This is a genomic window from Kitasatospora sp. NPDC052896 (assembly GCF_044547075.1).
Classification (GTDB): domain Bacteria; phylum Actinomycetota; class Actinomycetes; order Streptomycetales; family Streptomycetaceae; genus Kitasatospora.
This window is the reverse complement of sequence record NZ_JBITZU010000011.1, coordinates 153,294-168,838: the sequence shown is the minus strand read 5'-3', so window position 1 is coordinate 168,838 and position 15,545 is coordinate 153,294. Positions and strand designations below refer to the sequence as shown.

Here is a 15,545-nt window from a genome sequence, read left to right as displayed (position 1 = left end):
TGTGACGCGTTGTCCCGTCTCCAGTGAGCTGGAGCAGGGGTACGCAGGGGCCGGCCCGGTGCTACCGGGCTAGGGGGGACGCCGGCCTCAGAGCCAGGGGCGTCGGGGGTGGGGCAGGGTCAGTGGGTCACTGTGCGCAGCAGCAGGAGGCGCTGGTCACGCAGGAGCAGCACATCGGGCCCACGACGTCCATGCTCGGCTTGCCGAGCAGGTCCTCGGTGTCGTCGAGGAACAGCGCCGTGTGGGAGGTCTGCGGTGCGGTGGTGTCGAGGTCCAGCACGGCCAGCTCGGTCAGGTCGAAGGTGGCGAAGTCAATGCTCATGGCGCATCGGTCCTTTCTGGGGTTCGCAGGGGGAACGTGGGGTCTCCGGGTCGTGGGGGTGCCCGAGGGTGCCCGGACCTGGAGTACTCGCCATCCTCCGGCCGTGACTCGCCGTGCGACAAGGAGATCCCGGTGCAGCAAGTTGCACCGCGCGGAGGGGTGATCCGCCCTCGGGGTGTGGCAACTTGTTGCCGTGTGAGGGCGGTGGGAGTGCGGGGCCGTGTTGGTGTCACGCCGTTGTCACGCCGTTCCGGGCGTGCGGGGGTGGTGGTGAACGTGCTTGTGATGCGGGCTCGTTGGTCACCGGATCGGCACGGGGTCGCCGCGAGGGCCCGCTCGTGCACACATCACTGACACTCGCCTGACGCGGTGGAGCGGTGGGTGGCGGGCGGTGGCGTTCAGCGGCGGGTGGTGGTAGACGCTCGCGTGCGGCCCGAGGTGGTCGGCAGGGCCCGCGCCCCGCTCGACCACGCGGTCGCCCTGCGGGGCCAACTGGCCTTTCCCGCAGGGCGGGTGGGCGGCCGAGCGACGATTCCCCTCACGCCGCGCCGGGTGCCTCGCTCAGCAGGGCGCGGGTGAGGCTCGCCCGGTTGGAGACGCCGAGTTTGCGGTAGATCCGACCGAGGTGGCTGTCGACCGTGCGCACGCTGAGGAACAGCTTGCTGGCGATCTCTCCGCTGGTCAGGCCGGTGCTTGTGAGGTGGGCGATCTCCCGTTCCCGTCCGGTGAGCAGGGCCAGGAGGGCCGGCACGGCCAGGTCCGCGCCGCCCTGGGCGTTGGGCGCGGCAAAAGCCGAGGGAGCGGCGGGAGCGGCCGGCGCGGTGAACAACCGGGCACGCTGGTGGGTGACTTCGTCGGCCAGTCGGACCGAGCCGCACTGCTGGGCCAGCGCCGCGGCCTGCTCCAGCCACCCGTCCACCTGCTCGGTCCGCCCGGCGTCCAGCGCGAGCGCGGCCACCGCGACCAGCGTGCGGCCCACCTCGATGCGCTCACCACCGACGGTGAAGTCCGCGACCGCCGCCAGCCCGCTGAGCCGGGCCCGCTCGAGGTCCCCGCGCACGGTGTGGGCCCACATCCGTGCGCGCCCGGCGTACCCGCGCCGACTGGCGGAGGGCAGCTCGTCGACCCGGGTCTCGGCCAGGTGCGCCCAGTGCTCGGCCATCGCCCGGTCACCCTCGGCAACCGCGGCCCGCACCAGGGTCTCGTAGCAGCGTGGTTGGCGCCAGCCGGTGATCCGGGGCAGGTCGACGCCGCCCGCGGCGTCCAGCAGCAGCCGGCCCGCTCGGGCTGGATCGCCGGTGATCAGCACGAGTTCGGCGTGGGAGCAGCGGACGTTGACGGCCCAGGCGGTGACCTGACCGTCGGCGAGCGCCGCGGCGCGATCAGCCGATGCGAGCACCCCGCGCATCTCGGCGGAGCCGCCCCGCCACAGCAGGACCTCGGCCCGGATCATCGCCAGCACCGCCTGGATCGCCGGGTTGCCGTCGAACTCGGCATGCCGGTCGGCCTCGTCGAGCGTGGCCAGCGTGCGGCGCAGGTTCCCGCAGCGCAGTTGGGTGTTGGCCAGCGCCATCAGGAGGGCGGGCTGGACGTACGTCTGCCCGGTGCGCCGGGACAGCGTCGCGCCTCGGGTGAGGTGGCGCTCGGCGGCGGCCAGGCGTCCGAGGATCCCTTCGGCCAAGCCCACTTGGTACAGGGCTTCCAGGTTGGTCAGGAGGGTGGCGTCGGAGATGGCGTCGACGAGTTCGACCGCGCTGTCCGCCGTGCGGTCGGCCGCGGCCAGGTCCCCGGTGAACAGGTGGGCGAGCGACACCTGGGCCAGGGACTTGGCCTCGCCGACCCGGTCGTGGTTCCGGCGCGCGATCGCGGCGGCCGTCTCGGCATGCTGCCGACAGCTCGCGTAGTCCTGCAGGTCGTAGGCGCAGTCGGCGAGTTCGGCGTGCAGGGCGGCTGCCGTGGCGCAGTCGCGGTCGGCCAGGGCCGCCAGCCCGGCGCGGGCCATGGCGCCGGCCTCGGTGTAGCGGCCGAGCTGCCGTTCGGCCCGGCTCGCGTCGGCGAGTGCGGTCAGGTCGTGGTCCCCGCGCGGCGGTTGGCCGACCACGGGCCGGCGCAGCGCGTCGAGCAGGGCCCGGCTCTCGGCGGCGTCGCCGGTCAGCAGCCGGGTCTGCGCGAGCAGCACCCGCGCTTCGTGCCAGTGCTCCCCGTCCTCCCGGAGCAGCGGCAGTACGACCTCCAGATACCTGGCCGACACCGCCGGAGAGGTGTGCAGCGCGTCCCGGGCGGCGGCGATCAGGGTGGTGAGGTGCTCCGGCTCGTTCGGGTCGAGGCACCGCGCCACGTGGTGGGCCCGCCGGGCGATCGGCACTGCCAGTTTGGCGAGCGCGGCCGCCGAGCGGCGGTGCAGGTCCCGGCGCCGGCTGGGTTCGAGCTGCTGGTAGACGACCGCGCCCACCGCCGGGTGGCGCAGTACCATCTTCGACCCGGCTTCGGCCGGCCGCACCAGGTCGAGGCCGGTGAGCCGGTCCAGCGCCCGCATGGTGTCGGCCGACTCCAGCCCCAGAGCCGAGGCGAGCAGCTCCGGGTGGAACGAGTGACCGAACACCGCTGCGGCCTGGAGCACGGTGAGCGCGGTGTCGTCGAGGTCGGCCAGTTCGCCGAGGATCGCCGTGCCGGCCACGGCGATCGCCTGGCCGTCGGCGGCCATGATCTCGAGGTACCGCGGATTGCCCAGGGCCTCGCGATGGAGTTCCGCCAGGTCGGGGCGCTCGCCGAGCAACTCCCTCGTCGCTGCCAGGGGGAGCGGCCCCAGCTGCCACACCTCGAGCAGGCCGGCCGACATCGCGCGGGACAGCACGGCGGCGAGCGCGGGCGAGAGCTGGCGCTGCCGGTAGGCCAGCAGGCAGAGCAGCGGACTGGTGGCGGTCGCCTGCAGCATCCGCTCCAGGCCCGGGATCTGATCGGCCGCGAGGTGGTGCAGGTCGTCCACCGCCACCACCGCGCCGACGCCCCGCGCCACCCGCTCGCGCCCGTCGCAGGGCTCGTCCAGCGGTGACCGCGGGTCCGGGAACGCGGGTGCGATCGCGTACTGCCCCTGGGCCGCGTCCACCCGGACCCCGGCGGCCCTGGCGTGCGCGACGGCCGTGAACATCAGCGCGCTCTTGCCGATGCCCGGCTCCCCGACCAGCGCGATCGCCCGTCCGCCCGCCGTCCTCAGGCCACCCAGCACCCCCAGCAGCGCCTCGATCTCCCGCGACCGCCCGAACAGCTGACGCGCTCCGGCGGCCACCCCCCACGCCGGCGAACCTTCGAGAAGAGATCCGCCGTCCCGTATTCCATCCGACATGAGCGGCACCTTAGCCGTACCGGGTGTCAGAATCATCAGCCGTCCACGGCATTCGCGTCGCTGACGGCCGGTCACCGCCGTCCCGGTCGGGACGCACAGCGGGTGGATCGACATCCCCCGCCGCTACCTGCCCCAGGGCAGCTTGGGGCGGTCGAGGCCTGGGGTGTTCACCGTGACTCGGCGGACGGGGTGTGCTCCTGGGGGACGGGCATGGCCCAGCTGCTCAGCAGCCGTAGGGACTCGGCGGTGGCGGAGCCGGGTTCGGCGGTGTAGACGCACAGGGTCTGGTCGGGGTCGCCGGCAGGTTGGAGGGCCTCGTAGGTGAAGTGGAGGTCGCCGACGACGGGGTGGCGGTAGTGCTTGCTGCCGTGGGTGCGGCGCAGGACGCGGTGGTCGTTCCACCAGGTGGTGAATTCGGGTGAGCGCAGGGTGAGTTCGCCCACGAGGTCGGCGAGTCGCCGGTCGTGCGGGTGTCGGCCGGCTTCGAGGCGGAGCATGGCGACGGTCTCGGCGGCGATCTGTGCCCAGTCCGCGACGCGGTCACGGGCGTCGGGGTTCAGGAGGTAGTAGCGGGCGAGGTTGCGCTGTGTGGCGGGGAGGGCGTCGAAGTCGGTCAGGACCGCGCGCGCCAGCCGGTTGGCGGCCAGCACGTCGGTGCGGCGGCCGATGACGAAGGCGGGGACGTGCTCCAGGGTCTGGAGCATGAGGTACAGGCCCGGGCGGACCCGCTGCGGACCGATGGGGGAGCGGCAGGCGCGGGTGGGCCGTGCCAGCAGGTCCGTGAGGTGCTCGCGCTCCGCGGGATCGAGCTGGAGCGCGCCCACGAGGGCCTCGACGACCTCCGGGGACGGGGTTCCGGCGCGGCCTTGTTCGAGACGGGTGTAGTACTCGGTGCTCATGCCGGCGAGGCGGGCGACTTCGTCGCGGCGCAGTCCCGGCACCCGCCGGGTGCGGCCGTCCGCTGCCAGGCCCGCCCGGTCGGGAGTGATCCGGGCGCGACGGGAGCGCAGGAAGTCGGCGATCTCGCTACTACGGTCCATGCGCCCAGTGTGGGGCAGTCACCTGCGGTGCGGTCCGCCCTGGGTGGCCCTGTCAGTACCTGCCTTCCCGATACCCGCCTGCCCAGGGCCGGTTGAAGCCCCGTGAGCGGAGCTCAGGGGTGGTGTGCTGGATGCGTGGCCGATGGCAGTCGGCCACGGTCCCCCTTGAGTCAACCCCCCTTCGAAAGGTGTGCCCCATGTCCACGGAAACCATGGCCAAGCCCCTGACCGGCCGCGTGGCGGTCGTCACCGGTGCCTCCAGCGGCATCGGCGAAGCCTCGGCCGAACACCTGGCGGGGCTGGGCGCGTACGTCGCCGTCCTGGCCCGGCGCGCGGACCGGCTGAACGAGCTGGTCTCCCGGATCGAGAAGAGCGGCGGTACCGCCTTGGCGATCGCTGTCGACGTGACCGATGCCGCGGCTGTGCGGTCGGCCGCCAGCCAGGTGGCGGCCGAGCTGGGCGACGCCGACCTGCTGTTCAACAACGCGGGCGTGATGCTGCCCGCCCCGATCGAGGAGTTGGCCACCGACCAGTGGCGGCGTCAGATCGACCTCAACATCAGCGGACTGATGAACGTCATCGGCGGGTTCACCCCGCAGTTGGTCAGGGCTGCCGGGGAGCGCGGCGTGGCCGACCTGATCAACACCTCGTCGATCGCGGCGCAGAACATCTTCCCGAACTTCGCCGTGTACTGCGCCACCAAGGCGTACGTCACGCACCTCTCGCGTCATCTGCGTGCCGAGCTGGGCGCCAAGAACGTGCGGGTGTCGGCGCTCGAGCCGGGCATCGTCGCGACCGAGCTGCAGGGCCACGTCACCGATGACGGTGCGCTCCAGTGGCTGGCGGGCGCCAAGGAGACGATGGAGTGGCTCTCGCCGCAGGACATCGCCGAGACCGTCGGCTTCATCGCCACGCTGCCATCGCGGGTGAATCTCCAGCAGGTCACGATCATGCCCACCGGCCAGCCCAACTGACCCTCCCGGTACCCCTCCTGGGTCCGCCCGCGGCGAGGGCGGGCCCGCCACGGTCCAGCGCCGACGCCGACCGCGCGCTGCCCGGTCCTCGTGGAAGTGCCCGCTCAGTCGGAGCGCCCACGCCGCTCCGTGAAGCGGAGGGATCGGACCAGCTGGCGTACGCCGTAGTCGAACTGCGCGTCGCGGGGGATCTCCCGCATGGTGTCCAGCGCGGATGCGACGAGCGGGAAGCGGTCCGCGTCGAAGTCGGTGGTGTCGGCGGTGTCGGTGGGCTGGGCGTCGGCGGCGGTCAGCTGCTGGTGGGCCTGTTCCTCGATGGTGAAGCCGAGCACGAAGTACTGGACGGAGAACGCGGCCAGTGCGGCGTCGGCGCTCTGGGCTCCCGCGGCGCGCGCGGCCGCGATGGCGGCTTCGCCGAACGCCAGTGTGTTGGGTTGCCGGACGAAGGTTCCGGCCATGACGCGCGCTCCGTCGCGGTGCGACAGCAGTGCCGACCGCAGTCGGCCGGCCAGGGCGATCAGGCGATCGGCGCCCTGGTGGGCCGGGTCGACGTCGGCGACTCCGGCGAGCAGGTCTTCGGCGAGTGCGTCGACGAGTGCCCGTTTGTTCTCCACGTGCCAGTACAGGGTGCCGTGATTGACGCCCAACGAGGATGCGAGCTTGCGCATGGTCAGGGCGTCGAGGCCGTGGGCCTCGACGAAATCCCACGCGCCGGCGATCACTGCCGCCCGGTCCAGACGTGCCATCCACCTGCCTTCCGTCGAGAGGACGGTACCAAAACCCCGTTCTTGACCACTGGTCAAGAACGGGGCTAGCGTCACGGTCGTACCGGAACACCGGGCGTTGCCCGGCAACCTCGAAGGGGTTCGGCATGACCAGGCATGAATTCACCACCCCGGCCACCCACGGCGACAGCACGCCCGCGCCCGACGACCGGCGGGTGCTGATCTCCGGTGCCGGCATCGCCGGCACCGTGCTGGCCCACCTGCTGGCACGGGCCGGGCTGCGGGTGACCGTGGTGGAGTACGCCCCCGGCGTGCGGACCGGCGGCAACGCGGTGGACCTGCGCGGTGCCGCGGTGGACGTGGTGGCCGCGATGGGCGTGCTCGATCCGGTCCGCGCACAGCAGACCGGCAACGGGGCGATGCACCGCATCGACCGCGAGGGCGACACGATCGCGATGCTCCCGGCCGAGGCGATCGCCGGCGACGTCGAACTGCCGCGCGGCGACCTCAACGCGATCCTGCTCGGCGCCGCCCAGGACGGCGTGGAGTACCTGTTCGGCGACACGGTCACGGCGCTCGCCGACACCGGCGACGATGTCCGGGTGACGTTCGACAGCGGAGCCCGCCGCACCTTCGACCTCGTCGTCGGCGCCGACGGACTGCACTCCCGGACCCGGTCCCTGGCCTTCGGACCCGAAACCGACTTCGTCCGGCACCTGGGCTGCTACCAGGGCCACTTCACGATGCCGAACACCCTGGGCCTGGACCGCACCGGCCTGCTGTTGAACCTCCCCGGCCGGACGCTGGGCTGCTACACCGTCCACGACAACCGGGACCTGGTCGTCGGATGGTTCTTCCGCTCCGAATCGCTGACCTACGACCGGCGCGACATCGCCGCCCAGCAACGGCTGGTGGCCGAGGCGTTCACCGGCCTCGGCTGGAAGGTCCCGGAACTCGTCGACGCCATGCACCGGTCCACCGACTTCTACTTCGACCCCATCAGCCAGGTCGTCATGGACGGGATGCACCGCGGCCGGATCGTCCTGGCCGGGGACGCCGCCCATGCCCCGTCGCTCCTGTCGGGAGTCGGCGCGACGTTGGCGATCGTGGGGGCGGCCGTGCTCGCCGAGGAGATCATCTCCAGCCCGGACGACGCCGAGGCCGCGTTCGCGCGGTACGAGAAGCGGATCAACGAGATGGTCACCCTCGGCCGGGAGTTGGCCGTCCGCTCGAAGGACTGGTTCGTCTTCGCGGAGGGAGCCGGCGACCACCGGATCAGCCAGGCCGAGGAGGACCGGGTGCACGCGCTGCGCGAGGACGTGGTCACCGCCGCCAACCGCGCCTGCCCGCAGGTGTAGCCGTGGTCGCCGGTCGCGACCGGGCGATCCGGCCGGCCCGGTCCTGCTCGCGGTCGTGCCGCGGCAAGGTGGACGGTGCCAGGGTCGAGGCCCGCGAGGCCGAGAGCAGCGCAGCCGCCGCACGCGGCCCGGCCGAGGCGGGGAGGAGCCGGGTTCCGGGCCTCTCCCCGCCCGGAGCGCGGTCAGTCCGGCCTGCGGGCAATGCCGAAGAGGATCACGTCGACCAGGTCACCGGCGACCTTCTCCGGGGGACCCTCGGGCACGGTGCCCTCGATGGAGCGCGCGATCAGCGAGCCGGTCAGCGTGATCACGATCGCGGCGGGGTCGATGTCCGGGCGCAGCTCGCCGCTGGCGATCCCGCTCCTGAGGACCTGTCGCATCGCCTCCCGGCGGGGCTCGATCACGTCGGTGTAGTAGCGCTGGCGCAGTTGCGGGTACTTCACGCCCGCGGCCATCGCTCCGTTGATGATCCGGGTGGCCCTGGTGTCCTGCAGGCGGGTGACCATGGTGGCGAGCAGCAGGGTCAGGTTCTCCCGGGTGGTCTGCCTGGTGGCCGCGGGGACCGGTCGGTTGAGCGAGGCCAGCGCGTCCACGAGCAGCGCGTCCTTGTTGGGCCAGCGCCGGTAGACGGTGTTCTTGCCGGCGCCGGCGCGGGCCGCGATGGCGTTGATGCTGATGTCGCCGAGGTCGGTGCCCTCGGCGAGCAGATCGAGGGCGGCCCGCAGGATGGCCTGTTCGGAGTCGGCGCTGCGGGGGCGCCCGCGGGCGGGGCGCTCGCCCGGCTGCGGGGTCTCAGTCGGCAACGGGCACCTTCTCTTCGGTCCGGGCCTGGCCGGGAACGACGGGTGCGCCCGGTCCGTGCGGTCCGCCGTGGGCCAGGGCGTTGCGGCCGGGGAGCCACAGCAGGGCGATCAGGACGCCGAGTGCTCCGACGGTGACGGAGCCGCCGACGGCCAGGTGCATGGCGTGGACGAAGGAGTCGTTCGCGGGCGCGGCGAGCGCGTCGGCGCGCGGGCCGACCTTCTCGATGAAGGCCTGGGTGGCGGTGATCGAGCCGGACAGGTCCTTGACGGTGCCGGGGCTGGAGTGCAGCTGGGGCACGGAGTCCAGGACGGGAGTCATCCGGCTGCGGTAGGCGGAGGTGAGGATCGATCCGAGAACCGCGACGCCCAGGGCGCCGCCGACCTGGCGGACGGTGTTGCTGATCGCCGAGCCTTCGCCTGCCTTCTCGCGCGGTACCGAGGCCATCACCGCGGCGGTGGCCGGGGGCATCACGTTGGCCATGCCCATGCCCATGGCGAACAGGGCGATCTCCAGGTGCCAGATCGGGCTGTCGGTGCCGACGAAGGCGTAGGAGCCGAGCGCGAGGGTGACCAGGGCCATGCCGGTGGCGGTGACCGCCTTGTGGCCGAAGCGCTTGACCAGGCCCGCGCTGCGCGAGGAGAAGATCAACTGGGCCGCCGCCAGCGGGATCAGCAGCACGCCGCACTTCAGCGGCGAGAAGCCGCGGACGGCCTGCATGTAGAAGGAGAGGAAGAAGGTCAGACCCATCAGGGCGAAGAAGACCATGCCGACGACGGCGACGGCGGCCGAGAAGCTCCGGTGGCGGAAGAGCTTGACGTTGAGCGCGGGGTGGTCCGTCCTGCGCTCCCACAGGATGAACAGGACCAGCAGGACCACGCCGGCGGCGATGATGCCGAGCGCTTCGGGCTTGAGCCAGCCGATGTCGCCGGCCCGGATGATCCCGTAGACGAAGGCGGTGATGCCGGCGATCGACAGGGGCACGCCGACCGGGTCGAACCGGCCCGGGCTGGGGTTCTTGGAGTCCGGGACGAGAACGACCATCAGGGCGAGGGCCAGCAGCACGATCGGGATGTTGACCAGGAAGACCGAACCCCACCAGAAGTGCTCGAGCAGGACGCCGCCGGTGATCGGGCCGATGGCGATGGCGATGCCGACGGCGCCGGACCAGATGCCGATGGCCTTGGCGCGCTCCTTGGGCTCGAAGACGTTGGAGATGATCGCCAGCGTGGTGGGCATGACCGCGGCTCCGCCGACACCCATCAGGATGCGGGCGCCGATCAGCTCTCCCGGCGACTGCGAGTAGGCGGAGGCGAGCGAGGCGAGGCCGAACACCGTCATGCCGAGCAGCAGCAGCTTCTTGCGGCCGATCCGGTCGCCTAGGACGCCCCAGGTGAACAGCAGCCCGGCGAAGGCCAGGGTGTAGGCGTTGGTCGCCCACTCGAGGTCGGTCTCGGAGGCACCGAGGCCCTTCACCGGGTCGGCGATGGTCTTGAGGGCGACGTTGAGGATGCTGGAGTCGAGGACGACGACCAGCAGGCTCAGCACCAGAACGCCCAGGATCGGCCAGCGACGCCTGTGCACCCTGGGGTCGACGGTGGGGGTGGTCATAGAAGGGTATTCCGTTCCCTGCGATTACGAGACTTTGAGGTCTCGAAAACGGTACCATGATTTACGAGACCTGGAAGGTCCGAAATGGTGGTCCGTCCCACAGGGGCACCGGAAGCCAGCCGCCGCGCGCCCGGTGGCGTCCTGCGCCCGCGAAGCGGCGGCGCGCCGAGTCCGGCGGGGGAAGGTCGCGCGGCGGATGCCGGGTCGCCCCCACCGCGCTCTCACGTGGCGGCGAACGTGATCCGGGTGCCCTGGGCGGAGACGAGACGCCAGCTCGTGGCGGAGTCCGCCGCGAAGACGTGGGTGTAGCGGCTTCCGGTCGCGAAGGTGGTGCCGTCGGAGTTGACGACGTTCATGCTGGTCCGCCCGACGACGATGGCGACGTCGCCGACGCGGCGGACCACAGCCTCCTCGGGGAAGGACTGGACGGCGGGGAAGGTGACGAGCCCGCGGGAGACCGCGTCGAGCAGCGTGGACCGGGGCACGACCGAGCCGTCCTCCACGCTGACCAGGATGAAGTCGTCTGCCAGCAGCTCGCCCAGGCGGGCGGTGTCGGCGGCGACCAGGGCGTCGAAGAAGCGCTGGTCGTGCTCGACCAGGGCCGCGCGGTCGCGGGAGTCGGCCACTGTGGGCATGTTCGCGTGTTCCGCTCTGTGAGGGAGCCGCTGCCACGGGTGCGCGGCAGCGATCTTCCCGAAGCTACGCCTTGACGTGGGCGTCAAGGCCAACCGAAGAGGGGAGTGCGCGGCGCTGGCTTCGGCGAGGTCGGTCAGGTGGGACGGGCCGCCGCTGGCGAAGGGCGCGTCGAGGAGCGGGCTGTCCCACCTCAGTAGCCGTGGAGCAGCAGGTCCGCGCGCAGGCCGAGGTGGTCGGAGACGAATCCGCGGCCGAACGGCATCGCGACCTCCTGGTCGAGGATCAGCTCCGCGTGCCTGGCCACGATGTCCCCGGCGGCCAGGATGAAGTCGACGCACTGCGGTGCCTGCCCGGGGCCGAGGTACTCGGCGTGGAACGTGGGCGGGCACCGGTGGCCGAAGACATCGCGCAGGCCCGTCTCCGCGATGAACGTGGCATGGACGGCGCTCTCGCGGGGAGCGTTGAAGTCGCCGATGACCACGACCCGCGGGGAGAGCTCGCGCACAAGCTGCGCGAGCGCCGCGTACTGGCTGCTCTGGAGCGCGTGGAAGCGGTTGGCCTCGCTCCAGTCGCCATCGTGATTGGCGACGGGATGGGTGTTGACGATGTGGAGGTCGTGGCCCGCGACGCGCGTGATCAGGCTCCCGTTGAGCGCGGCGATGACCCGTGTGCGCCACCGCATGCCGGACGTTCCACGCGCCCGACCGAACCGTTCGAATCGCGTCTCGGCGAACGGGGTGCGGGAGAAGGTCACCAACCCGCCGGCGGGTCCGACCGGTGTGTGGACGTACGCCACGTGCGCGAACGTGGGCAGGTGGGCCCTGAGCTGCTTCAGGTGGCAGTAGGTGTGGACCTCTTGGAAACCGACGACCCCGACGGGCGAGTGTTCGAACTCCGCACCGATGGCCGCGGACCGCTCGGCCCGGTGGGTGCCCGACAACGGGGACCCGCGCGTGTTCAGCGTCGCGACCGTCAGCGTGCTCGCGTCGCCCGCCTGCCGGCCGGCGGACACCTGGTGTTCTGCCGGAGCCAAGGTTCAGGAGACCTTTGTGAAATCGCAGGCGGGGTTCGACTTCCTGCTGTCGCAGATCAGAGTGGGAGAGGCCGGATCGCCTTCGGCGAGCAGGAGCACCGAGGTCGGGGAGTTCTGCTTCGTCGCGCTGTTCTCGAAGCTGATGACCAGGCCGGTGGGAGAGTCCCACATCTTGCCCAGCTGCCAGTGGCCCGTGCCCGACATCGGCGCTGTGCCCGACCCGAAGGTGAAGATGTGCGGGACGTCGGCGAAGGTGGCGCCGCCCTGGGCGCCACTGCTGCCGGACGGGTGGCTGGAGAAGGTGATGGTGGCGCCGTCACGGTTCTTCCAGGTGCCGGAAAGTCTCAGCGACTGGAGCTGGGCGTGGCTCAGCATGCTCGACCTGTCACCCGAATTCCACCACCTGATGGTGAATATCGCGCCGGGGACCGTGAGTAGCACGATGATGACGATGAGCCAACCCAGACAGTTCTTCACTCGGTTCCTCTCGAATCGGTCGCTGCTCCTGTCGCCCGGGTGAGTCTGCCCGATGGCGGGGCCCGAGGGAATCGGTAGAACTACGTGCTCCGGCTGTGCGGTTCACCGGGTTCCGCCGCCCTCGGCAGGCGTGCGGCCCGGCTGACCGCCGAGTTCCGGCCATCCCGTCGGCCCCGCTTCCTACGAGCACGGCACACCGCCGACCTCGTCCACGGGCCAGTGGCGGCCGGGCAGCGAGCCGGAGTCCCCGATCCGGCTGCGGTGTCGTCAACCGGGTCGGTGCCGACGCTCGAGCGAGGCGATGAGCCGCTCGGCCACCAGCAGGTTGATCAGCCAGGAGGTCCAGGCACCGCTTCCGTAGGCCTGGTCGAAGGGTAGGCCGACGGCGGGCAGGACGGTCAGCCACAGGCGGAAGGTGACCGCCGCGAAGATCAGGGCGAAGGAGCGGATCATCCAGATCTGGTGGCGGACGACCGACCGTCGTCTGATGGTGACGTACGCCGCCGTCGACGTGCCCAGGAGCAGGACCGCGAGTGCGGAGAAGCCCAGGGGTGCGATCGGGCCGACCAGTCCTTCGGGCGCCAGGAGCAGGCCCCCGATCCCGGCCGCGAGGACCCCCACGAGGTAGACGCGGCCGATCGCCCGGTGCACCGCCGGGGACCGGGTCCGCAGCCGGTGCGAGAACTGCCAGGGGCCCAGCGACAGTGCCAGGACGCCGCCGCCGATGTGGAGCAGGAGCGGGGCGAGGTGGGCGAGGTAGACCGCCCGCTGCTGTGGGAGGAAGGTGGCGGGGTCGAGCGTGAAGTAGCGGGAGGCGACCAGGGCCGTCACGGTGGCCAGGACGGTCATCGAGATCCACCGGGACCGGCGGAGACCGGGGGCCGCCATCACCGGTCCGCCCTGGAACTGGCGGGGTGCCGAGGATGCTTGACTGCGGGGAAGTTCATGACGAGGACGCTACGAGCGGGCGGTGCGGGCGGCGTCCTCCCGCCGGGGTCGTTCCGGGTACCCCGGCGGGGGTACGGCGCGGGCGGCGGCGGCGCCTGCCCCGCTCGGGGTACAGCTGCCGTACCCCCACAGGGCGATGTGCGGCGCGGCCGGTACCGCTATCGTCCCAAACCGGCACCGCGCGGCGGTGACAGACCCCCGGAGCTGCAATGACTCGCCTGATCCCGGCCAGGACCCGCACCATGGCAGGGCGCCTGCGGTCGCTGGGGGCCACCGCCCGGCGTGGAGTGCGGCCCGGTGCGGCGGTCGTCGACCGCGCCCTGGCCGCCGTGTTCCTGGCGGCGATGCTGGTCGAACGGGTCGGCGCGGCGCCGCGGATCGGTGCGCGGATGCCGGTGGCCGTGGCGCTGAGCGTGGTCGTGGCGGGCGCGCTCGCCCTACGGCGCACGGCGCCGCTGACCTCGTACCTGGTCGGTTCGGCCGCGCTGTCCGCAGAGGCCCTGTTCGTGCTGCCCAGCCCCGTCTCGCCGTACGCGAACCTGGTCGGCCTGTACTCGCTGGGTCTGTACGCGACGCGGGGCCGGGCGCGGCTGGCGCCGGTCATCGTGCTCCTCGGCATCGCCGCGTACTTCACCGGCGCCGCCCGCACCTACCCGGTGATACCCGCCGGCGTCCTCTTCATCTGGTTGCTGGCCTGGGCGTTCGGGTACGGCACGGCCCGGCGGCAGGAGGAGCGGGAGGCCGCGCGGCGGCAGCTGCGGCAGCGGGTGGTCGACGCTGAGCGGGCCCGCATCGCCCGGGAGCTGCACGACCTCGTCGGCCACACGCTCAACGTGATGCTCGTGCAGGCCGGCGCCGCCCGGCGGCTCATCGACCGGGATCCGAGGCAGACCCGCGAGCTGCTGTCGGGCATGGAGCACACCGGCCGGGAGGCACTGGAGGAGCTGGACCGGGTGCTGGGGCTGCTGCGCCGGGGCGGACCCGCCTCACCCGGTGCCGCGGTCGCGGACGGCCCCTCACCGTCCGGCCGGCCGCCCGGGGCGGAGTCGGACGCCGCCGCGGACGGGCCGAGTCTGCAGCCCGGCCTCGGTGAGGTGGCCAGGCTGGTCGGACGCATGGAGCAGGCCGGGATCCGGGTCACCGCCCGGATCGACCCCGCCGCCCGCAGGCTGCCCCGGAGCATCGACATGTCGGCCTACCGGATCGTGCAGGAGGCCCTCACCAACACCGTGAAACACGGGCGGGCCAACCGCGCCGAGGTCACGGTCCGCCGCGACGGGGACGTGCTGGACATCGAGGTCCTCGACGACGGGCTGGGCGCGTCCGGCGGCTACGTCCCGGGCCGCGGGCTGCTGGGGATCGCCGAGCGGGTGTCGATGTTCGGGGGCAGCGTGGAGCACCGGGGAGGTGAACGGGGCGGGTTCCGGCTGCATGCCGTGCTCCCGATCCCGTGCTGATCCGGGTGGTGGTCGCCGACGACGACGCCCTGCTGCGGGCCGGGGTCGCGCTGGTGCTGGGCAGCGAGGACGGCATCGAGGTCGTCGGCCAGGCGGCCGACGGTCTGCTCGCGGTCGAGCTGTGCCGGTCGTTGGCACCGGACGTGGTCCTGATGGATGTGCGGATGCCCGGCATCGACGGCGTCGAGGCGACCCGCCGGATCGTCACCGCAGGCCTGGCGACCCGGGTGCTGGTGCTGACGACCTTCCACCACGACGAGTACGTGTGGGGTGCGCTGCGGGCCGGCGCCGGGGGCTTCCTGCTCAAGCGCGCCTCGCCCGAGCGCCTCGTCGACGCGGTGCGGACCCTGGCCGCGGGAGAGGCGCTGCTGGACCCGGCTGTCACCCGTGACCTGGTCGCCCAGCTCGCCGGCCGGGAGCCGGGCCGGGCCGCGCCCGCCGTCCAGGACCGGCGGCTGGCTCAGCTGACCGCACGCGAGCGCGAGGTGCTCCGGCTGGCCGCCGAGGGTTACTCGAACGCGGAGATCGCCGACCTGCTCCTGGTGGCCGAGTCCACCGTGAAGACGCACATGAAGCGCGTCCTGGCCAAGGCCGGTGCGCGTGACCGCGCGCAGGCGGTCGCCCTCGCCTACCAGGGCGGTCTGATGACGTCCTGGGGCAGCACCCGTTGAGCACCGCCCGAGGCCCCGGGCCGGGAAGCCGGGTGCGGAGCCGCTCGACCTCACCCACCTCGTACCCGCGCCACGCTCCCGACCAGCAGGGGTGATGGTGAGGTCGGCGGGTTGGCCGTGGTCGCAGACGCCCCGCCGGATGTGCGGGC

Annotated in this window: 14 protein-coding genes; 4 read left to right on the top strand and 10 right to left on the bottom strand. The window is 72.4% G+C overall.

Features of this window, described 5'->3' with window-relative positions:
- Positions 1-127: 127 nt before the first annotated feature.
- The 3 genes from ACIGXM_RS22925 to ACIGXM_RS22915 form a co-directional block, all read right to left on the bottom strand.
- Positions 128-322, bottom strand: a complete 195-nt coding sequence (locus ACIGXM_RS22925) for a hypothetical protein (protein ID WP_396563711.1) — start codon at positions 320-322, stop codon at positions 128-130.
- Between the two features lie 538 nt (positions 323-860).
- On the bottom strand, positions 861-3,665 hold the full coding sequence (locus ACIGXM_RS22920) for a LuxR C-terminal-related transcriptional regulator (RefSeq protein ID WP_396563709.1): 2,805 nt from the start codon (positions 3,663-3,665) through the stop codon (positions 861-863).
- Between the two features lie 167 nt (positions 3,666-3,832).
- The gene (locus tag ACIGXM_RS22915) at positions 3,833-4,705 is read right to left on the bottom strand and encodes a helix-turn-helix transcriptional regulator (RefSeq protein WP_396563707.1); all 873 of its coding nucleotides are present in this window, start codon (positions 4,703-4,705) and stop codon (positions 3,833-3,835) included.
- A gap of 197 nt (positions 4,706-4,902) precedes the next feature.
- On the opposite strand from ACIGXM_RS22915, the gene ACIGXM_RS22910 reads away from it, so the two are divergent.
- Positions 4,903-5,679, top strand: coding sequence for an SDR family oxidoreductase (locus tag ACIGXM_RS22910; protein ID WP_396563705.1), 777 nt, complete (start codon positions 4,903-4,905; stop codon positions 5,677-5,679).
- Positions 5,680-5,783: 104 nt separating this feature from the next.
- Here the strand turns inward: ACIGXM_RS22910 and ACIGXM_RS22905 are convergent, their stop codons facing one another.
- Positions 5,784-6,425: a TetR/AcrR family transcriptional regulator C-terminal domain-containing protein gene (locus tag ACIGXM_RS22905; protein ID WP_396563703.1), complete on the bottom strand. Its 642-nt coding sequence runs from the start codon at positions 6,423-6,425 to the stop codon at positions 5,784-5,786.
- Positions 6,426-6,550: 125 nt separating this feature from the next.
- On the opposite strand from ACIGXM_RS22905, the gene ACIGXM_RS22900 reads away from it, so the two are divergent.
- On the top strand, positions 6,551-7,762 hold the full coding sequence (locus tag ACIGXM_RS22900; protein ID WP_396563701.1) for an FAD-dependent monooxygenase: 1,212 nt from the start codon (positions 6,551-6,553) through the stop codon (positions 7,760-7,762).
- A gap of 182 nt (positions 7,763-7,944) precedes the next feature.
- Here the strand turns inward: ACIGXM_RS22900 and ACIGXM_RS22895 are convergent, their stop codons facing one another.
- The 6 genes from ACIGXM_RS22895 to ACIGXM_RS22870 form a co-directional block, all read right to left on the bottom strand.
- A complete protein-coding gene (locus ACIGXM_RS22895) occupies positions 7,945-8,565 on the bottom strand; it encodes a TetR/AcrR family transcriptional regulator (protein ID WP_396563699.1) in 621 nt (206 codons plus the stop codon).
- Positions 8,555-10,174: an MFS transporter gene (locus ACIGXM_RS22890; RefSeq protein ID WP_396563698.1), complete on the bottom strand. Its 1,620-nt coding sequence runs from the start codon at positions 10,172-10,174 to the stop codon at positions 8,555-8,557. Before ACIGXM_RS22890 ends, ACIGXM_RS22895 begins: the two co-directional genes overlap by 11 nt.
- Before the next feature lie 221 nt (positions 10,175-10,395).
- Positions 10,396-10,809, bottom strand: coding sequence for a YybH family protein (locus ACIGXM_RS22885; RefSeq protein WP_396563696.1), 414 nt, complete (start codon positions 10,807-10,809; stop codon positions 10,396-10,398).
- 191 nt (positions 10,810-11,000) lie between these two features.
- Positions 11,001-11,843 (bottom strand): endonuclease/exonuclease/phosphatase family protein, encoded by an 843-nt coding sequence (locus tag ACIGXM_RS22880; protein WP_396563694.1) that lies wholly within the window; start codon positions 11,841-11,843, stop codon positions 11,001-11,003.
- A 3-nt stretch (positions 11,844-11,846) separates the two neighbouring features.
- Entirely contained in the window at positions 11,847-12,320 is a 474-nt protein-coding gene (locus ACIGXM_RS22875) for a hypothetical protein (protein WP_396563693.1), read from the bottom strand.
- 267 nt (positions 12,321-12,587) lie between these two features.
- Entirely contained in the window at positions 12,588-13,169 is a 582-nt protein-coding gene (locus ACIGXM_RS22870; RefSeq protein ID WP_396563691.1) for a DUF2306 domain-containing protein, read from the bottom strand.
- Between the two features lie 341 nt (positions 13,170-13,510).
- On the opposite strand from ACIGXM_RS22870, the gene ACIGXM_RS22865 reads away from it, so the two are divergent.
- The gene (locus ACIGXM_RS22865; RefSeq protein ID WP_396563689.1) at positions 13,511-14,725 is read left to right on the top strand and encodes a sensor histidine kinase; all 1,215 of its coding nucleotides are present in this window, start codon (positions 13,511-13,513) and stop codon (positions 14,723-14,725) included.
- Positions 14,719-15,396: a response regulator gene (locus ACIGXM_RS22860; protein WP_396563687.1), complete on the top strand. Its 678-nt coding sequence runs from the start codon at positions 14,719-14,721 to the stop codon at positions 15,394-15,396. Before ACIGXM_RS22865 ends, ACIGXM_RS22860 begins: the two co-directional genes overlap by 7 nt.
- Positions 15,397-15,545: the final 149 nt, after the last annotated feature.